Origin of the sequence: Solwaraspora sp. WMMA2065 (assembly GCF_030345075.1) — a bacterium.
Taxonomy (GTDB): domain Bacteria; phylum Actinomycetota; class Actinomycetes; order Mycobacteriales; family Micromonosporaceae; genus Micromonospora_E.
On the sequence record NZ_CP128361.1, the window covers coordinates 3,468,427 to 3,486,074 of the forward strand.

Below are 17,648 nucleotides of genomic sequence, written 5' to 3' on the forward strand. Positions count from 1 at the left end.
GGGGACGGTCCGGGGTTGCCGCTGCTGCCCCCCAGACGTTGATGTCGGAGCTCCCCTGGCTCTGGTAGCCCTCGGTCGCCATCACCTGGTAGCTGTGGTTGGAGCCGGGCTGTATCCCGGCGCGCGCCCAGGCGTCGAAGTGGTTGGCGGTGGTGATGGTGCCGCCGGTTCGCTTCTGCTGCCGGACGCTCCAGTACTGCCAGAACGTCTGGGTGCCGTCGATCGACGGCGCGTTGAGCGCGCATCTGCTGGCGTCCGGTGTCGTGCCGGGTGCCGAGGGTGGGACGCACGCCGGTTGACCGGCCCGACTAGCCTGCCGACCGGGACGAGACGGGGGAGGTCGCGGTGGGTGACACGGCGGTGGGTAGCGCGGCGGGTGACCGGGCGTCCGGGTGCCTGTTCGGGCTGGCGTACGGTGACGCACTCGGCAAGCCGACCGAGTTTCTGACGGTCGCCGAGATCCACCACCGGTACGGCCAGGCCGGGCCGCGTGAGCTGACCGGCGAGCCGGCGCTGGTCACCGACGACACCCAGATGACCCTCGCGGTCGGCTGGGCGCTGCATGACGCCCCGGCCGCCACCCCGGACGGGCTGGAACCGCTGCTCCGGGCCCGGTTCCTGGCCTGGGCGGCCAGCCCGGACAACAACCGGGCCCCGGGGATGACCTGCCTGCGGGCCTGCGGCGAACTGGCCACCGGGGTGGCCTGGCAGCAGGCCACCGTAGCCGGGTCGAAGGGCTGCGGGGCGAACATGCGGGTCGCCCCGGTCGGTCTGGTCGACGCCTACGACGACGACACCGTGGCCGGCGTCGCGCAACTGCAGGCCGGGCTGACCCACGGACACCCGACCGCGCTGGCCGCGAGCGAGTTGACCGCCGTCGCGGTCCGGCTGCTGCGCGCGGGTACGCCGCTACCGGCGCTGCCGGGCCTGCTGCGTGAGCACTGTCGCGGGCAGCGGGAGGTGTACCGCGACGACTGGCTCGGCCCGCTGTGGCAGCGGCCGGGAACGGACAGTCCGACGGGGTTCATCTCCCGGGGCTGGGATGAGTGTCTCGACGCACTGGACCGGCTCGACTCGGCGTTGGCGGCCGGGGACGACGGCGGCGACGCCTGCCGGGTCACCGGGGAGGGCTGGATCGCGGAGGAGGCCCTGGCCACCGGGCTGCTCTGCGCGCTGTGGCATGCCGACGACCCGGTGGGCGGGTTGGCCCGCGGGGCGGCCACCTCCGGTGACTCGGACTCGATCGCCTGTCTGGCCGGGGCGTTCCTCGGCGCGGCGTACGGAACGGCGGCCTGGCCGACGACGTGGCCGGACCGCATCGAGTACGCCGACCAACTGCACGCCCTCGGCCAAGCCTGGGACTGACTGGGCCGAGCAGCATCGACCCACTGCACCACCAGCAGCACCAGCCAGCCACCCGGCAACGTCAGCTGCACGGCCGGATGAACCCGCAAGCTGCGGAGTTCCCGGGCCGGCTGCCGACGCCGACGGCTGACCGGGCCCGGAGACTCCGCTCCTACCGCCAAGCACCGGCCTGGCGGACGGCCGGTGTCACGACACGCAGCAGTCGCGGTCGACGGCGGACAGCGGCGACGTCCGCAGGATCCGGACCTGGCCCAGGTCGCCGCCGAGCGGGTCGGCGAAGCTTCCGTTCGGCTCCGGCAGCACCTCGACGACGAGCACGCTGACCGGTAGCCCGGGCGGCAACCCGGCCGCCTCCAGTGCCGCCCGCACGTCCGCCCCCGACCAGGTCGTCTCCCCCTCCACCGGCAACGGCACCGAACGTGGACCGGGCTGTCGTCGGGGTAACCACAACGGGCGCAGGCCGACCTGCACGTTGCGCCGCGTACTCGCGTCGGCCTGCATCACCCGGGCGTAGAGCACCGCCCACAGCTGGGTGTTCGGCGGGTCCGGCAACACCCGGCGCAGCCCGAGGTACGGGACGGCGTACGGGGCCCGGACCCGCACCGCACCGTCCGGTTCGGCGAGCACCGTGGCGGCCAGCTCCGGTGCCGGATGCGCCACCCCTTCCAAGGTCAGTGGCTCGCCGTACCGGCCCTGGGCGGTGGACCAGAGCGGATCGTCGAGCGGGCCACAGTCGTGGCCGACGCGGATCTCGTAGGTGTAGAACGAGAACAGCTCCGGCGAGCCGGGGTCGGTGTTGGGCGGCAGCGGCACCAGGAAGTGCCGGTCGCTGTCGGCCGCCGGTTCGAGGCGCTGCATGGTGGCGTATCCCGCCAGGTCCTGCACCTGGCCCGGGGTGATCACCCGGACCGGTTCCGGGTCCAGCGGCAGGGTCGGCACGGTGGCCGGGTCGGCGACCGGTTCGGTGTCGGGCAGCAGCATCGGGTCCGGGGTGACGGTCAACGGCCGGACGAAGTAGGCGTCACGCGGGTCGGCCAGCGGTTCGACGAACTCCAGCCAGAGTCGCCGGATCCGGGGCGTGGTCGCCGCGTACGACGCGTCGGTGCCGTACGGGGTGAGCGCGATGCCGGCGGCGACCACCCGGGGCACCTGCCTCGGCGGCGTGACGATCGGCAGCGTCGACGAGATCACCTGCCGCACCACCTCGCCGGTTTCGAGGCGGAACTCCAGGTCGTAGTCGACCTGCGGCTCGTACGGCAGCCCGTCGGGACCCAGCGGTGCCGCCACCGCGTCGAGGAAGACCATCCGGACGAAGCCGCGATCGGGGTCGCCGGTGCCGGCCTGCACGTTGACCGAGTCGACCAGTTCGATCACGCCGACGTCGGTGACGGTCTGCGGTGCATCGGGGGCGTCCGGCAGCCGTACGGTGCGCCGCAGCGTCAGCGTCGGTGAGCCGGCGCCGCGCCACGTCCAGTCCCGGTCCACCACCGCCTGTACGGCGTGCAGCCACCGTCCGGCGAGTTCGGTCGGATCGGTGAACTCGACGCTGCCGCCATCCGGGGCGAGGTGGTGGCCGAGCCCGGCGCAGCCGAACACCACCCACTCCCCCGGCGCCCCGAGCAGAGTCGGGCCGTCGGCGACCAGGTCGAGCGCGCCGGCCAGCCGGCCGAGCAGCGCCGGGGTGGGCGCGGTCTGGCACCGATCACCATCCACGCGCTGTCCAGCGGGTGTTCCCGCGGGTCCGGGGCGTACCAGCGGGCGGCCAGGCCGGTGACCCGCAGCAGCCAGGTCGCCGCAGTGGACGCCTCGCCGAGAATCGCCGGGTCGGTGACGACGACGACCGGCAGGCCGAGCCCGGCGTCGCGGATGGTGCCGGTGCCGGTGAAGTCGGTCAACGGGTTGCCGGCCGGGTCGGCACCGACTCCGGTGGCGTCCACGGTGGTCGGTTCGACGGTGTAGCCGAGCATCAGCGTCCAGAGCTGTTCGACGAACGTCCGGTCCCCGGTGGCCGGGCCGAACCGGAACTGCTGTCCCCAGGCCGTGGCGGCGCCGGGGTCGCCGACGATCTCGACTACGCCGGACCTGAAGCGGAAGGTCACCGAGGTGGGCAGGGTGCTGGCGGTCCCGGCGCTGTGGCAGCCGCCGACGCCGCCGGCCGGCGGCGGGTCGGGTGCGGGGTCGAGTCGCAGTACGGCGCTCAGCGGCGCGGGCACCTCGACGACGTCGCCCGGTACCGTCGCGGTGCCCAGCGTCAGCGTCCCACCGGTGACGAGCAGCCCGGCGTACGCGTCGACGGGCAGCCCGCCGAACAGGTCGCCGCGGATCCAGACGGTGCCGGCTTCGATGTCGACGACGGTGCCGGTACGTTGCACGGTCGGCGGCCGGGCCTGGGTGACCACGAACGCGGGTGCGGCGGCACCGGCCTCGCGGACCTGGAGCCGGCGGGCGGCGACGAACGTTTCGTACCAGACGTCGACGCCGCCGGGGGTGCGGTACGGGCCGACTCTGCGGGTCGGGGTCAGCCCGGTGCGGCTGTCGACGAACCGGCCGGCGAGGAGCTCTTCGCGTTCGTCACGGCGGTGCACCAGCCGGGTGTCGCGGGGCAGATCGGCGGTGGCACGCTGAGCGGCCGACGCGGCAAGACTGGTCAGGACGGTACGGACGACGGGGAGATCTCCACGGACTGGCTCTGACACGCGCTCCTCCTCGGAGGCTGCTGCAGCCGGACTCGGACCGGTCTGCAGCGTGCGCCACGTCACACTCCGTGTTCAATCAGATCTTGGATAGTTACCGACCTTCGGAGGTCAGCGCTGGCCGTCCGGATGAGCCCGGGCCACGGCCGTCACCCTGTGACATCCCAGTCGGCTTCGTCGGCCGACCGGCCCACGTCGGTCGGCGGCCGGCCGGCGGCCCAGCGGATCGCGCCGAGCAGGTGGGCGCGGAACGCCGGTTCGGCGTACGCCTCGACGGTGTGGCCGCCGCCGGTGTAGAAGGTGCGGCCGCCGGCGTACGTCCGGCACCAGGCGTGCGGGTGCGGCTGCCCCATCTGCCCGCCGGTGTAGCTGGTTTCGTCGAGCACCGCGAGGATCCGGGCGTCGGTCGGCCGGGTCCGGTAGTCGTACCACTCGTCGGTGCGCGCCCAGCGGGTCGGCAGGTGCGCGGTGGCCGGGTGGGTCCGGTCGACGACCTCGACGGTGGCCGGCTGCACCGGCGGGTGCTGGGCGAAGTACGCCCCGACAAGTTCGCCGTAGAACGGCCAGTTGTGCTCGGTGTCGGCGGCCGCGTGCACGCCGACGAATCCGCCGCCACCGTTGATGTAGCCCTCGAACGCGGCCCGGCCGGCGTCGTCGAGCACGTCGCCGGTGGTGTTGAGGAAGACGACGGCGGCGTACCGGCTCAGGTTGTCCGGGGTGAAGACGGCCGGGTCCTCGGTGGCGTCGACGGCGAAGCCGTGCTCCGCGCCGAGTTCGCCGACGGCCTCGACACCGGCCGGGATGGAATCGTGCCGGTACCCGGTGGTGCGGCTGTAGATGAGCACCCGGTACCCGGTCTCGGCGCTCGACTCGGTGCAGCCGGTGGTCACCAGCGCCACGATACCGCCGAGCAGGCCGGTGCCGACCACCCGTCGGGTGAGGCCGGCACGGGGCCGGACCGGTTCGCCGGTCACCGGACCGGCTCCGCGACGGCGGTGGGCGCATCCGGCTGCGGCGGCAGACCGCGGGTGGACAGGAACGCCTGCCACTCGGCGGTGATCCGCTCGACGTCCCGGCAGACCAGCCCGAAGAACTCGCCCATCAACTGCAGCCGGTCCCCGGCGGGGGTGTCCGGCCCGAGTACGGCGGCACCGTGGGTCGCCGCGTCCGCCCAGGTCCGGAAGACGTGCACCCGCAGCGACCAGGCCCGGTACCACAGGCCGTCGTCGACGGCGTAGCGGTCGCGCCGCTGCCCCGGCTCGCGTCGCCGGGCGACGAAGCCGATCCGCTCCAGGAAGGCTATCGACTTGGAGATCGACGCCGGGCTGACCCGCAGCCGGTCGACCAGCTCGGCGGCGGTGAGTGAACCGCCGTCGCTGACGAAGAGGCTGACCAGCACCCGGGCGGTCATCCGGGGGAAGCCGGACTGGATCATCAGGGCGGCGAACTGCTGCTCGAAGGCCTGCACGGCGGCCGTGTCCCGGCCGTACCCGGTGGCCTGGTCGGCCGGTGGCCGTGTGACCGGGCCGGTACGGCGGGCCCGGTGCGCGGTGGCCCGGTGCGCGGCGGTGGCCCGGTAGCCGCCCGGCCCGCCGTTGCGCCCGACCTCCCGGCTGATCGTGGAGGTCGGCCGGTCGAGCCGGCGGGCGATCTCGGCGTAGCCGGCGCCGTCGGCGAGCGCCTGCTCGATGCGCTGCCGGTCCTGATAGGTCAACCGTCCGCCGGGCATCCGCCCCCCGCCCTCCGCTGCGTTCGGTCTCAATTCATTGCAACACATCCTGACTGATCGTTGCGTTGACCGCAACCGCCATTGCAACGCCAGGCCCGATTCAACGCGTGATGCCCGCTGGTGACGGGCTCTTCACTGACCACCTTGCGAACGCTACGTAGATTTCTGGTCACGGAAACAGCGATCGAGGTCGGGGTCCTGACCAAGCGGTACGGCCGCAGCACCGCGCTGGACGGGCTCGACCTGTTCGGTGCGCTGCTGCAACTGCCGCAGCCGCTGCGCGATCTCTCCCCGTTCACGCATCTGCCGAGCCTGCCGGGCGGGCAGGTGTCGGCCGTACCGCTGGTCGTCCTGGCGCTGCTGGCGGCCGGCTCCGCCGCCGGCATGATCGGGCTGCGGCGGCGGGACCTGCCGGTCGGCTGACCGTGTGCGAGGGTCAACCGGCGGCGGGCAGGTGGACGAGGAACCGGCAGCCGGGGCCGGCGTTGGCTACCTCGACCCGACCACCGTGCGCCTCGACCAGGCCGCGCACGATCGCCAGGCCGAGCCCGCCGCCGGCCGGCGGCGGCTCGGGACGGGGTCCGGCCCAATTGGGCAGGTACGCCGGCCCGATCGGCGACCCCGCTCGGGGCGGGCCGGCGGGAGCGGGGCTGCGCGCTGTTTCGCCCCGGAACGCCACGTCGAACACCCTCGGCAGGTCCGCCTCGGGAATACCGCCGCAGGTGTCGTGCACCGCCAGCCAGGCGGCACCGCCGTCGCGGCCCGCACTGACCTGCACCACCCCGTCGTACGGGGTGAACCGGATCGCGTTGCGAAGCAGGTTGCCGATGATCCGGGCCAGTTCCGGCTCGCTGGCGGTGACCGACGGCCAGCCGCGTTCGGCGGCGACCAGCCGGATGCCCCGCGCCCGGGCCAGCGGCTCGGCCGACGCCAGGGCGTCGGAGACCACCTCGGCGAGGGGCACCCGGCGCAGCGACAGCCGCAACGCGCCGGCGTTGATCCGGGACAGTTCGAACAGGTCGTCGACGAGTTGGGTCATCCGGTCGGTCTCGGCCCGGATCCGCCGGTGGTAGTCGGCGACGGTGGCCCGGTCGGCGACGACGCCGTCCTCAAGCGCCTCGGCCATGGCCCGCAGCCCCGCCAACGGCGTCCGCAGGTCGTGCGACACCCAGGCGACCAGTTCCCGCCGGTTCGCCTCGGCCTGGCGTTCCCGCTGACGCAGCTGGTCGGCCCAGACCGCCTGCCGGGCCAGCCGGGCACCCAGCCACCAGCCGACGGCCAGGCTGACCGCTCCGGACGCGGCGAGCACCAGGAGCACCACGTCCCGGTCGTGGACGGACAGGAACATCGCCTGGGCCGCGCCGACGACGCCGGCGAGGACCGCCAGTACGGTGACGGTGAGCAGGACGGTCAGGTGCACGACGATGCTGTGCCGGCGCAGCAGCCGCAGCGCGACCGCGCCCGGCACACCGATCAGCAGTGACGCGCCCAGCCCGATGGCGAACACGGCGAGGACGTCGCCGGTGGGCAGGTCAGGCATTGCCGGCCGCCGGTTCGTAGCGGTAGCCGACGCCCCAGACGGTGACGATCCGTAGGGGTCGGGCCGGATCCCGTTCGACCTTCTCGCGCAGCCGTCGCACGTGGACTGTCACGGTGGACTGGTCACCGAAGTTCCAGCCCCACACCTGGGCGAGCAGTTCCTCCCGGCGGAACGCCTTCGCCGGATGGCGGACCAGGTGCAGCAGCAGGTCGAACTCACGGGTGGTCAGCGCGAGCTCGCTGTCGCCGAGCCGGGCCGACCGCCGACTGGTGTCCAGCGCGAGCTCGCCGTCGCGGACCACCGGCGGTTCACCGCCGACCGGGCCGGGGGGCGGCCCGGAGCGGCGGAGCACCGACTGTACCCGCAGCACCAGCTCCCGGGGCGAGAACGGCTTCGTGACGTAGTCGTCGGCACCGAGCTGCAGGCCGATCACCCGGTCGGCCTCCTCCCCAAGTGCGGTCAGCATGATCACGGGTACGCCGCTGGCCTGCCGCTGCAGCCGCCGGCACACCTCCAGCCCGTCCAACCCTGGCAGCATCAGGTCCAGTACCACCAGGTCGGGCCGGCACTGGTCGACCGCGGCCAGCGCGGCGACCCCGTCGGCGGCGCGGGTGACCTGGTAGCCGGCTCGTTCCAGGTACCGGCGGACCACATCGGACACGGTGGGATCGTCGTCGACGACGAGCACCCGTAGGGACGGTCCGCCGGTGGTGGGCGCGGCCATGGCTGTCAGGCGGTCAACTCGGCTGCCCCGAACGACACCGAGAAGCGTTTGCACCAGATGGAGACGCTGGTCAGGCTGGTCAGGTCGACGTCGGCGGGGATCTCGTACACCTGGTCACCCCGGTTGCCCTTGAGCCGGTCCAGCTCGGCCCACTGCCCGTCGTCGAAGACGAACCAGCCGTCGCGGCCGTCCAGCACCGGCTGGTCGGAGAGCCAGACCCGCAGGTCCGGGCCGTTGGAGGTGGCGAAGTCGCGGAACACGAGCTGACGGCGGCCGTCGGCCAGCTCGACGACCTGGGCGGTGCCGCTGGTCTCGTGCTCGTGGGTGACGAACTCGCCGGAGGCCAGCAACCGGTTCCCGGCCGGTGACGGGCTGGCCGGTGCGGCGCTGGGCGATGCGGACCCGGGCGACGCGGACCCGGAAGCGGCGGGGTCCGGTGCCGGGGTGCCGGTCGCCGCGATCTGCACCTGCGGCAGCGCCTCGTCGACCACGTCGTCGGTGAACAGTTTCCACGGCTGGTACCAGTAGCCGCCGAACGCGAGTCCGGCGGCTACGACGACGGCGAGCAGCCAGCTCAACGGGTTGGCAAGGAGTCGTTTCCACACGCGGATCAGCCTACGGCGGCAGCGCCCGGCCGACCGTAGTTGATCTCTTGCGAAAGTCTTACGGTCGGCGTACCGGCAGGTCAGCTGGTTGCGACGGCGTACGCGAGCAGCAGCAGCGCGACGGTGAGCTGCCCCGCGCCGAGCACGGTCAGGGTGTTGCCGACCGACCACTGTCCGGGGCGGCCGATCCCGGCGTGCAGAAAGAAGCCGCCGGACTGGCTGATCGTGCCGGCGGCCAGCAGCGCGCCGACCGCCCAGGTGTACGGGTCGGACAGTCCGGCGCGGGCGGCGATGCTCAGTGCGGTCAGGGTCAGCACCAGCAGCACACCGGCGTGGGCGTGGCCGGCCCGGAACAGCGACAACTGGAAGTCGGTCAGTTTTCGGGCGGCGGCCAGCCGCATCAACGAGTAGCCGCCGAACATCACCGTCGGGACGCTGACCAGCGCGATCACGGTCAGCCATCGGTCCGCCGTACTCATCAGGGGTGCTCCTCGGGGTCGGAACTGCACGCGCCCGCTATCTTGTCACTGACAAGATAGCCGCTCCGGGTAGCATCTTGTCAACGGAAAGATAACGGGAGGCGCGATGCGGCAACAGCCGTACCACCACGGCGACCTGCGTAGAGCCCTGCTGACCGCCGCCGCCGAGGCGATCGCCGAATCCGGGGTGGCGGCGCTGAGCCTGCGCGACCTGGCTCGACGGGTGGGGGTCTCGCACGCCGCCCCGACGCACCACTTCGGCGACAAGACCGGCCTGCTCACCGCGATCGCCACCGAGGGCCTCGACCTGCTGGCGACCCAGTTGGCGGCGGCCGGCGGTGACATCCTCGCCGCCGGCCAGGCGTACGTGCGGTTCGCCGCGTCCCACCGGGCGCACTTCGAGGTGATGTTCCAACCGAGCCTGCTGAACTTCGACGCGCCGGAGCTGGTCACCGCGCGACAACGGGCCGGCCGCGCGCTACGGGCCAGCCTGGACGACGCCCGGGTGCCGGCCGGCGACCGGGACAACGCCCGCCTGGCGGCCTGGTCGATCGTGCACGGCTTCGCGACCCTGTGGCTGTCCGGGGCGCTGCCGCACGACGCAGACGACGACCCGGCGGCGCTCGCCGGCCCGGTGATCCGACTGCTCTTCGAGCCCGCTCCTGATCAGCATACTTGACAGATTGAGTGCATCGCGTAAAGCTTGTCTCGCCTGTCAAGTAGACGGAGAAGCGAGGGGTCAGCGTGGCTGCATGGTCATTCGATGACATTCCCGACCAGACCGGCCGGGTCGCGGTGGTGACCGGGGCGAACACCGGCATCGGCTTCGAGACCGCCCGGATGCTCGCCGGCAAAGGCGCACACGTGGTGCTGACCTACCGGGACAAGGGCAGGGGCGAATCGGCGCTGGACCGGATCCGGGCCGGTCAGCCGGCCGGCACAGTGACCGGGGCCGAGCTGGACCTGGCCGACCTCGACTCGGTCACCGCGTTCGCCGACGCCTACCGCGCCGACCACGACCGGCTCGACCTGCTGATCAACAACGCCGGCGTGATGGCACCGCCGCTGGGACGCACCCGGCAGGGCTTCGAACTGCAGTTCGGCACCAACCATCTCGGCCACTTCGCGCTCACCGGCGAACTGCTGCCGCTGCTCGACGCGGCACCGGCGGCCCGGGTGGTGACCGTCTCCAGCCTGGCCCACTGGACCGGCGGCATCGACATCGACGACCTCAACTGGCGGCAACGCCGCTACCGGCCGTGGGCCGCGTACGGGCAGAGCAAACTCGCCAACCTGCTGTTCACCCTGGAACTGCAGCGCCGGCTGACCGAGGCCGGGTCGACCGTGCGGGCCGTCGCCGCCCATCCCGGCCTGACCTCGACCGAGATCGGCCGCCACCAGGGCCGGTCCACCGGCGAGAGCCGGTCGCGGGTCGAGCGGATGATTCGGATGCGACCACCGGCCGGGGCACTGCCCAGCCTGCGCGCCGCGACCGATCCGCAGGCCGCCGCCGGCAGTTACTGGGGTCCGGCCCGCCGGTTCGGCGCCTCCGGGCCACCCGCGCCGGCCCGCAGCTCCGCACGGGCCAAGGACACCGTCATGGCCAGCCGACTGTGGTCCGAGAGCGAACAGCTGACCGGGGTGGCGTACCCGTTCTCGGCACTGGGACGTACGGAGCGCCCGGCGTGACGCCGGGCAGTACCCGACGGGACACCATCGCCGACGCCGCGATCGACGTGTTCATCCGGTACGGGTTCCGGAAGACCTCGATGGACGACCTGGCCCGCGCGGCCGACATCTCCCGGCAAGGGCTCTACCTGCACTTCAAGACCAAGGACGAGCTGTTCGTCGCCGCCGTGGACCGGATGGTGACCGGCGTGTGCGCGGCGACCCGGGCGGCCTTCGCCCGCGACGACCTCGACCCGCCCGGGCGGATCCTCGCCGCGTTCGAAGCGTGCCAGGGCCCGTCGGTCGGGGCCGCGGTGCACGGCAACTTCGAGGAGCTGCTGAACACCGCGGCCACGCTGCGCTGCTCGCTGGCCGAGCGGATCGAGCGCGGGCTGGTCGACGGGGTCGAGCAGGTCCTGGCCGACAGCGGGGTCGCCGACCGCTGGCGGACAGCCGGCCTGTCCGCCCGGGACCTGGCCGAGCACCTGCACGCCACCTCGTTCGGCTTGAAACACAAGCTCTCGTCGGTCGACGAGTACCGAAACGGAATGCAGACCGCCGTGACGATCGTGTTCGCCGGCGGCGAGGCCCTGACCCGGGAGTGACGATGACACCGTGGACCTTCGACGACCTGCCGGACCAGAGCGGCCGGACCGCCGTCGTCACCGGCGCGAACTCCGGCATCGGCTTCGAGACCGCCCGGATGCTCGCCGCCAGAGGCGCCCACGTGGTGCTCGCCTGCCGGGATGCCGGACGGGCCGGCACCGCGGCCGACCGGATCCGCGCCGAGCAACCGGTCGGCACGGTGCGCTGCGCCCGGCTCGACCTGGCCGACCTCGACTCGGTGGCCGAGTTCGCCGAGGCGATGCACGCCGACCACGACCGGCTTGACCTGCTGATCAACAACGCGGGGGTGATGCTGACCCCGTTGCGGCGCACCCGGCAGGGCTTCGAGCTGCAGTTCGGCACCAATCATCTCGGCCACTTCGCACTCACCGGTCGGCTGCTGCCACTGCTGCTGCAAGCCGGCGCCAACGCCCGGGTGGTCACCGTCGCCAGCAACGCCCACCGCGCCGGCCGGATCGACTTCGCCGACCTGAACTGGCAGCGGCGTCGCTACCGGCGGTGGGCCGCGTACGGGCAGAGCAAACTCGCCAACCTGTTGTTCACCCTGGAGCTGCAACGTCGGCTGGCCGGAGCCGGGTCTCCCGTACTGGCGACCGCTGCCCATCCCGGGTGGACCGCCACCGACCTGGCCCGGCACACCGGTGGCTTCGTCACCGCCGTCAGCCGGTTGATTGCGATGAGGCCGCGCGACGGAGCGCTGCCGACGCTGCGCGCCGCCACCGACCCGGCGGTCGACGGTGGCAGCTACTGGGGGCCGGGCCGGCTGTTCGACATGGTCGGCCCGCCGGTCGCCGCGCGTCGCAGCCCGGCGGCCGACAACGCAGCCACCGCTGGCCGGCTGTGGACGGAGAGCGAGAAGCTGACCGGTGTCGAGCTCACAGTCGCCGAATAGCCGCAGCCGCTTGCGGCCGGGCCGCCAGGTCGGGCAGCAGCCGGTTGACGGCCGCCGACCTGCCGAACACGACACCCTGGAGCTGAGACCGGCGACGGTACGGACGAGACCGCCGACCTGGTCCACGTGACGCTACTCGGGCAGCGCATCCTGTCCCGCAGTCGCTGACCGGCTGTCGGTGTGAGTGGAGGCGCAGGTCGCCTGGCTGAGCGCGGTGACAGTCTGGATGACCGTCGGGTCGGTGGCCCGCGCGTCCGGGCGCACCGGGGTGCCCTTCGGGCCGAGCACCGTACCGCTGGGCAGGTCGGCGGTGGCGGCGGCGATGGAGCTGCGGGCGGCATCGGTCGCGCTGGCCCGGAACAGGTTGAGGTAGATCAGCGGGAAGGCCAGCCGGGCTGGCATCGGGAACAGGTCCGCGCGCATCGACCGGCCCATGTCAGTCGCGCTGGCCCCCGGGTCGGCGGCGAGCATCGTGACGCCGGTGCCGGCGAGTCGGTCGGCCAGACCCATCGTGTACGCGAGGTTGGCCAGCTTCGCCCGCCCGTACGCAGGAAAGCCGTAGTAGCGCCCGGCCATCTCGACCCGGTCCAGCGGGGTGCGGTCGGCGAGCCGGATCGCGCCCGAGGTGAGGTTGACGATCCGGCCGTGCCCGGCGGCAATCATGTCGTCGACCAGCAGCTCGGTGAGCAGATAGCCGGAGAGGTGGCTCATGGCGAAGGTCGCCTCGATGCCGTCGACAGTGTGCCAGTGCTGCCGGTAGATCCCGCCGACGTTGTTGACCAGCAGGTCGAGCGGGCCGGCGGCGCGGGTGTCGTCGGCCAGGGCGCGGACGGCGGACAGTGCGGAGAGGTCGGCCCGGATGAACCGGGCGGGTACCGGACCAGCGGCGGAGCGGGAGCCCGTGGCGGCGGCGCTCACCTGGTCGCGGGCGGCGTCGCCCCGCTGCTGGTCGCGCCCGACGATCGTGACGGCGTAGCCGTGGCCGGCCAGGGCACGGGCGGTGGCCAGGCCGATGCCGCCGGTGCCACCGGTGACCAGGGCCCGCTTCGTTGACTCAGTCATGACTAAAAAAATAGTACTAGCTACTGACCTTTAACAAGTGTGCCGCTGGATACAGTGGCGACGTGCAGGTCGAGCAGGACGTACTGCTGGCCGCCGTGGGTCGGCTGCGGGGGCGCTGGACGCTGCACATCGTGCACGCGCTGCTCGACGGACCGGCCGGCTTCAACGACCTGCGCCGGGCGGTCCCGGCGATCGGGCCGAGCACTCTCGCCCGCCGGCTCGGCGAGCTGGAGGCCGCCGGCATCGTCACCCGTACGGTGATCGACACCACCCCACCGGGCACCCGCTACGCGTTGACGCCGACCGGCACCGGACTGCGCCCGGTGCTCGCCGAAATGGCGGCCTGGGCCGGCGACACCAGCGACCCGGACACCCGCCACCACCAACTCGACGACCTGCTGTCACTGATGCAGGAACGCTGGATGCTTGAGCTGCACTGCGCACTGCTGGTCGGGCCGCGCCGCTTCACCGACCTGACCCGCGACACCGGGGTCAACCAGGTCACCCTCACCCAGCGCCTGGCAGACCTGGAGCGGCGCGGCCTGATCCAGCGCCTTGCCGACGGCAGCTACGCGTTCAGCGCCGTCGGCGATGGCTTCCACCGGGTCGGCGAAGCCCTCGCCCGTTGGGCAGCGGCTACATCCGGCACCCCCATCAGCTGACCGGTCAGCGGTGGTGGTAGGCCGTTGCTACCGTCAGCCGGCGTGGACGGGCACCGCGATCCTCGGCTTCCTGCTCCCCTGCTTCAAGGGCAGCCCACGCCGCCAGTGGTGGTACTCGGGCTGGAACTACCTGACGGTCGCCATCGTCGCCAGTCTCTGGCCCGGCGCAGCGTCGAACTCGCGCTGCTCGCGGCCGGCACCACGACCGCTGGCCTGTTCATGGCAGGTGCCGTCGCCGCGGTGACGCTCGGCGGCCTGCCGGAGCGCTGGCCGCCACCCGCCGCTGACCTGGCTCGGCCCGGCCCGGCCCGGCGCGGCACTAACCGGTTGTGGCCCGGCACGTCGGTCGACATAGGCCTGACGTGTTCGACGCGCTGACGTCCGGGTTGCTCGCCGGCTACGGCATCGCGGTCCCGGTCGACGCGATCGGGTCCTGATCGTCACCGTCTCTGCTCAGGTGTCGCTGCGGCACGGCGCGGCCGTCGCCCGACTGCTCGACCCGGCGACCGGCATCCTGCGGGCAGCCGCCGCCGTGGTGCTCGCCGCGAACGCGGTACGCGGAATCGTCGTAGCGATGCAGGCCCGTCGAGCGGCGACCGAAGCGCCGCAGTCGGCACCGGCGCGGTCGATCGCCCGGACGTACGCCGCCTTCGTCGGGCTGACGTTGCTCAACCCGATGACCATCGTCTACTTCGCCGCTCTCGTGGTCGGCCACCAGGGCGGAGCGGCAGATTCGACCAGCAGCCTGCTACTCGTCGCAGCGGTGTTCGTCGCAGCGGCCAGTTGGCAGGTCCTGCTGGCATCTGGTGGCGCGCTTCTCGGCCGCGCGCTCGCCAGCCCACGCGCCGGCTGGTGACGGCGCTGGTCGGCAACGGCATCATCGGCCTGCTCGCCATCCGCCTAGCCTGGCAGGCCAGCCTCGGCTGAACCGCCACACCGCCACTGCCGCACCGACCACCAGCAGCAGTACGGCCTGGGCGAAGGCCGGCCCGGAGGAGGCATCGGCGATCGGCCACGCCCACCAACGCACCAGACCACCGTCACCGGTGCCGAACAGCGCACTGACGATCACCGCGCCGACCGGCACCACCGCTGCAAGCCGTGCGCCGACGAACGGGGCGACGATCTGGGCCAACCCGAGGCAGCCGATGAGATTACGCAGGTAGCCGGGGCCGAGCTGCCACCAGCCGACCGCCGAGGCGACGCCGACTGCAACCGCGGTCATCAGCGTCATCGCCGCGGCGACACCGAGGTCGCGGGCGGCCACCGAACGTACCGCCGTGGTGTCCAGGTCACCGCTGCTGCGGTCGATGCCGTGCCAGAGGACGACGATCGGGACAAGCGGCAGCAGCAGGGCGAACACAACCGGCACCAGCAACGCCCCGGCCAGGCTGGGCAGCGGCAGCACCTCACCGCCGATCACCGTCGCGGCGGCCAGGCTCGCGGCGTACGCGACGGTCACCGTCGTCAGGGCGCGGGTACGCCACCACCAGATCACTGCGGATCGTCCGACGCGAAAAGTTCCGGGTCGAGGCGCGGCACGGTGGTGCAGTCAGCCATCGGCGCGAGGTTGGCTCGGTACCAGGCAGCCTGCCGGTCCTCGTCGAGCTGACGCACCCGTACCGCCAGGTCGATCAGCTCCGGCGGCGCGACCGGGCCGAGCTCCGACGCCGGTACGCCGGCCGCCAGCGCCATCCACACCAGCAACGCCGCACGATTGTGGGCACCGGGCCACTCCCCCTCGGCCGCGCAGGCGGGCACGGTGTCCGGGACGATGCTGGAGACCAGACTCAGCACCGCCGTCTGCGGGTCCGACTCGGCGGGCAGGACGATGAAGACAGCGTCGGCCGCGTTGCTCTCCTGGCTGGTCACCGTCTCGGGCAGCGTGACGCCGACCGCAGCGAGCCGGGGATACGCCGACGCCAGCGCCGGATGGATCGCATCCCGGGCCGTCTCCTGCTCCGGCCACAGGCACAGCGTGGGCCGTTGCCCGACGCACTGTGGCGCTCCGGCGCGCGGGCCGCCGGAAGACGGGCCGAGCGGTGCCGCCACGGTGACCGCGACCACTAGCAACGCGGTGAAGCTCAACGCACCGCCGACGTGAGCCGGGCGGGCGCCGGCAAGGGCGACCAGCGTGCCTGCGCCGATACCGACGGCGAACAGGGCGGCGGCCAGCAGCGCCCGCGCGTCCGGCTGCTGATCGATCGCACAGCAGCTTTCAAAGGACAGCCCGTTGATGTGGCGGATCCAGAACGGCTCGACGGCGGCCGGGTAGGCCAGCCAGATGTAGGAGCCGCCCAGGCTGACCGGCAACGCGAGCGCGGGCGGCAGCCAGCGACCGAGCCCGTATCCGACCACGGTGTGCCCTACCATCACCAGCAGGTAGACGCCGACCAGCCCGAGGTGCGGACCGCCGGGCGCGCCGACTGCGGCAGGGGCGGTCGACAGCACCGCCGCGACGACCCCGGCCAGCCCCATTACCAGCGTCGGGCCGACCGCAACGAAAACGACTGTCCACATCGGCCGAGCGATGGTCTGTGTGTCGATACCGCCGCTGCGGTGCCGCATCCCCTCCCAGGCGGCGCAGACCGCGCAGAGCGGCACCACGATGAACAGCATCAGGTTGGCCTTGGCAACCGCAGCCGTCCAGTAGCCGGGCGTGGCCGTTTCGACGACCGCCGCACCTTGGAACAGCACGAGGGCCAGCATCGGCACGGTCACGTAGGTCTCGGCGCGGCTACGCCAGGGGTAGATCGTCCGCATGGCGCCGTGCGCGTCCGCGCTCATGCCTCGGTGCCGATGAACTGCACGTAGGCGTCCTCGGCCTGCCGGGACGGCTCGACGCCAGGCCTGGCCCGCGCCAGGAATGCCGGCACCTCACCGTGGAACCGGATGACACCGTCGTCCAGCACTGCCACGTGCTGGTAGATGTCGCTGATGTCTTCGGTCTGGTGCGTCGACACGAGCAGGTCAACGTCGCCGACAACTGAGTTCAGCACCTCGCGCAGCACCCGCCGCTGCTGCGGGTCCAGCCCGGCGGCCGGCTCGTCCATGACGATCAGTTTCGCGTCGTGGACGAGGGTCTGCGCGATCCCGACCCGACGGAGCTGACCGCCGGAGAGCGCCCTGCTGGGCCGTTCCGCCAGGTCCTGCAGGCCGACACGGCCCAGGGCGCGGGCCGCGTTGACCCAGGCGTCACGGCGGTTGAGGCCTTTCAGCCAGCCGGCGTAGGCGACCTGCTCCCGCACCTTCAGGCCGGGCATCGCGGCGACGTGCTGTGGCAGCCAACCGACCGAGCGGCGGTACCGCGATCGGGTACGCCGGACATCGCTGACCAGGTCACCGACTCGCACCGTGCCCGCGTCGGGCTGCAGCAGCCCCACGATCAGCGACAGCAGCGTGGACTTGCCAGCACCGTTGGGGCCGAGCAGCACGGTCGCACCGGGCTCGAACTCGACGGTCAGGGCACGGAACACCGGGATGTCCTTGCGATACCGGAAAGAACAATCCGCGATCAGTACGGGCACAGGGTCAACCTCTGGAGGCATGAACACGGCAGACATGGGGCGGCAAGTCAGGACCTTATGGCTGACTTGCCACCC

20 protein-coding genes and 1 pseudogene are annotated in these 17,648 nt (G+C 72.5%); 9 read left to right on the forward strand and 12 right to left on the reverse strand.

What is annotated here, in order from left to right:
• Positions 1-100 precede the first annotated feature (100 nt).
• Positions 101-424: pseudogene (locus O7610_RS15640) on the reverse strand (glycoside hydrolase family 11 protein); the annotation flags it as partial.
• Here O7610_RS15640 and O7610_RS15645 point away from each other — a divergent pair.
• Positions 346-1,365 (forward strand): ADP-ribosylglycohydrolase family protein, encoded by a 1,020-nt coding sequence (locus O7610_RS15645; protein WP_475048355.1) that lies wholly within the window; start codon positions 346-348, stop codon positions 1,363-1,365. The pseudogene O7610_RS15640 and the gene O7610_RS15645 overlap by 79 nt on opposite strands.
• Before the next feature lie 186 nt (positions 1,366-1,551).
• On the opposite strand, the gene O7610_RS15650 is transcribed toward O7610_RS15645, so the two are convergent.
• The 3 genes from O7610_RS15650 to O7610_RS30885 form a co-directional block, all read right to left on the reverse strand.
• On the reverse strand, positions 1,552-3,078 hold the full coding sequence (locus tag O7610_RS15650; RefSeq protein ID WP_289211249.1) for a hypothetical protein: 1,527 nt from the start codon (positions 3,076-3,078) through the stop codon (positions 1,552-1,554).
• 1,129 nt (positions 3,079-4,207) lie between these two features.
• Positions 4,208-5,032, reverse strand: coding sequence for a ThuA domain-containing protein (locus tag O7610_RS15655; RefSeq protein WP_353850261.1), 825 nt, complete (start codon positions 5,030-5,032; stop codon positions 4,208-4,210).
• The gene (locus tag O7610_RS30885) at positions 5,029-5,787 is read right to left on the reverse strand and encodes a GbsR/MarR family transcriptional regulator (RefSeq protein WP_502959028.1); all 759 of its coding nucleotides are present in this window, start codon (positions 5,785-5,787) and stop codon (positions 5,029-5,031) included. Before O7610_RS30885 ends, O7610_RS15655 begins: the two co-directional genes overlap by 4 nt.
• A 144-nt stretch (positions 5,788-5,931) precedes the next feature.
• Here O7610_RS30885 and O7610_RS15670 point away from each other — a divergent pair, with 144 nt between their 5' ends.
• A complete protein-coding gene (locus tag O7610_RS15670) occupies positions 5,932-6,210 on the forward strand; it encodes an efflux permease Rv1217c-related protein (RefSeq protein WP_281551477.1) in 279 nt (92 codons plus the stop codon).
• A gap of 13 nt (positions 6,211-6,223) precedes the next feature.
• Here the strand turns inward: O7610_RS15670 and O7610_RS15675 are convergent, their stop codons facing one another.
• The 4 genes from O7610_RS15675 to O7610_RS15690 form a co-directional block, all read right to left on the reverse strand.
• A complete protein-coding gene (locus tag O7610_RS15675; protein WP_281551478.1) occupies positions 6,224-7,327 on the reverse strand; it encodes a sensor histidine kinase in 1,104 nt (367 codons plus the stop codon).
• Positions 7,320-8,051: a response regulator transcription factor gene (locus O7610_RS15680; protein ID WP_289211250.1), complete on the reverse strand. Its 732-nt coding sequence runs from the start codon at positions 8,049-8,051 to the stop codon at positions 7,320-7,322. The genes O7610_RS15675 and O7610_RS15680 overlap by 8 nt, the downstream gene beginning before the upstream one ends.
• Positions 8,052-8,056: 5 nt before the next feature.
• Positions 8,057-8,656 carry a DM13 domain-containing protein gene (locus tag O7610_RS15685; protein WP_289211251.1) on the reverse strand — a complete coding sequence of 200 codons (600 nt, stop codon included), beginning with the start codon at positions 8,654-8,656 and terminating at the stop codon, positions 8,057-8,059.
• 80 nt (positions 8,657-8,736) lie between these two features.
• Entirely contained in the window at positions 8,737-9,135 is a 399-nt protein-coding gene (locus tag O7610_RS15690) for a hypothetical protein (protein ID WP_281551481.1), read from the reverse strand.
• Between the two features lie 106 nt (positions 9,136-9,241).
• On the opposite strand from O7610_RS15690, the gene O7610_RS15695 reads away from it, so the two are divergent.
• The 4 genes from O7610_RS15695 to O7610_RS15710 all read left to right on the forward strand — a co-directional run bounded on the left by O7610_RS15695 (position 9,242) and on the right by O7610_RS15710 (position 12,322).
• Positions 9,242-9,814 (forward strand): TetR/AcrR family transcriptional regulator, encoded by a 573-nt coding sequence (locus O7610_RS15695; protein ID WP_289211252.1) that lies wholly within the window; start codon positions 9,242-9,244, stop codon positions 9,812-9,814.
• A 65-nt stretch (positions 9,815-9,879) separates the two neighbouring features.
• Positions 9,880-10,824, forward strand: a complete 945-nt coding sequence (locus O7610_RS15700) for an oxidoreductase (protein WP_281551483.1) — start codon at positions 9,880-9,882, stop codon at positions 10,822-10,824.
• Positions 10,821-11,408 carry a TetR/AcrR family transcriptional regulator gene (locus tag O7610_RS15705; protein ID WP_281551484.1) on the forward strand — a complete coding sequence of 196 codons (588 nt, stop codon included), beginning with the start codon at positions 10,821-10,823 and terminating at the stop codon, positions 11,406-11,408. Before O7610_RS15700 ends, O7610_RS15705 begins: the two co-directional genes overlap by 4 nt.
• 2 nt (positions 11,409-11,410) lie before the next feature.
• Complete coding sequence (locus O7610_RS15710) at positions 11,411-12,322, forward strand: oxidoreductase (protein WP_289211253.1); 912 nt, start codon at positions 11,411-11,413, stop codon at positions 12,320-12,322.
• A 132-nt stretch (positions 12,323-12,454) separates the two neighbouring features.
• Here the strand turns inward: O7610_RS15710 and O7610_RS15715 are convergent, their stop codons facing one another.
• On the reverse strand, positions 12,455-13,384 hold the full coding sequence (locus O7610_RS15715) for an SDR family NAD(P)-dependent oxidoreductase (protein ID WP_289211254.1): 930 nt from the start codon (positions 13,382-13,384) through the stop codon (positions 12,455-12,457).
• Positions 13,385-13,446: 62 nt separating this feature from the next.
• Between O7610_RS15715 and O7610_RS15720 the strand changes: the two genes are divergently transcribed.
• The 3 genes from O7610_RS15720 (at position 13,447) to O7610_RS15730 (ending at position 14,902) form a co-directional block, all read left to right on the forward strand.
• Positions 13,447-14,046, forward strand: coding sequence for a winged helix-turn-helix transcriptional regulator (locus O7610_RS15720; protein WP_281551487.1), 600 nt, complete (start codon positions 13,447-13,449; stop codon positions 14,044-14,046).
• A 108-nt stretch (positions 14,047-14,154) separates the two neighbouring features.
• A complete protein-coding gene (locus O7610_RS15725; protein ID WP_281567280.1) occupies positions 14,155-14,424 on the forward strand; it encodes a hypothetical protein in 270 nt (89 codons plus the stop codon).
• 79 nt (positions 14,425-14,503) lie between these two features.
• Positions 14,504-14,902, forward strand: a complete 399-nt coding sequence (locus O7610_RS15730) for a LysE family transporter (protein WP_289211255.1) — start codon at positions 14,504-14,506, stop codon at positions 14,900-14,902.
• Positions 14,903-14,923: 21 nt separating this feature from the next.
• Here O7610_RS15730 and O7610_RS15735 read toward each other — a convergent pair whose 3' ends face one another.
• From O7610_RS15735 to O7610_RS15745, 3 genes are read right to left on the reverse strand one after another with little or no spacing between them, the layout of a single operon-like run.
• The gene (locus O7610_RS15735) at positions 14,924-15,544 is read right to left on the reverse strand and encodes a hypothetical protein (protein WP_281551490.1); all 621 of its coding nucleotides are present in this window, start codon (positions 15,542-15,544) and stop codon (positions 14,924-14,926) included.
• Complete coding sequence (locus O7610_RS15740; protein ID WP_281551491.1) at positions 15,541-16,833, reverse strand: DUF7224 domain-containing protein; 1,293 nt, start codon at positions 16,831-16,833, stop codon at positions 15,541-15,543. The genes O7610_RS15735 and O7610_RS15740 overlap by 4 nt, the downstream gene beginning before the upstream one ends.
• Positions 16,830-17,522 (reverse strand): ABC transporter ATP-binding protein, encoded by a 693-nt coding sequence (locus O7610_RS15745; protein WP_289211256.1) that lies wholly within the window; start codon positions 17,520-17,522, stop codon positions 16,830-16,832. The genes O7610_RS15740 and O7610_RS15745 overlap by 4 nt, the downstream gene beginning before the upstream one ends.
• Positions 17,523-17,648 lie beyond the last annotated feature (126 nt).

What these genes read in the sequence shown, in the direction of transcription:
- O7610_RS15695 (WP_289211252.1), top strand. Translation starts at nt 9,242, where the DNA reads ATGCGGCAACAGCCGTACCACCACGGCGACCTGCGTAGAGCCCTGCTG.
- O7610_RS15715 (WP_289211254.1), bottom strand. Translation starts at nt 13,384, where the DNA reads ATGACTGAGTCAACGAAGCGGGCCCTGGTCACCGGTGGCACCGGCGGC.
- O7610_RS15710 (WP_289211253.1), top strand. Translation starts at nt 11,411, where the DNA reads ATGACACCGTGGACCTTCGACGACCTGCCGGACCAGAGCGGCCGGACC.
- O7610_RS15680 (WP_289211250.1), bottom strand. Translation starts at nt 8,051, where the DNA reads ATGGCCGCGCCCACCACCGGCGGACCGTCCCTACGGGTGCTCGTCGTC.
- O7610_RS15675 (WP_281551478.1), bottom strand. Translation starts at nt 7,327, where the DNA reads ATGCCTGACCTGCCCACCGGCGACGTCCTCGCCGTGTTCGCCATCGGG.
- O7610_RS30885 (WP_502959028.1), bottom strand. Translation starts at nt 5,787, where the DNA reads ATGCCCGGCGGACGGTTGACCTATCAGGACCGGCAGCGCATCGAGCAG.
- O7610_RS15740 (WP_281551491.1), bottom strand. Translation starts at nt 16,833, where the DNA reads ATGAGCGCGGACGCGCACGGCGCCATGCGGACGATCTACCCCTGGCGT.
- O7610_RS15690 (WP_281551481.1), bottom strand. Translation starts at nt 9,135, where the DNA reads ATGAGTACGGCGGACCGATGGCTGACCGTGATCGCGCTGGTCAGCGTC.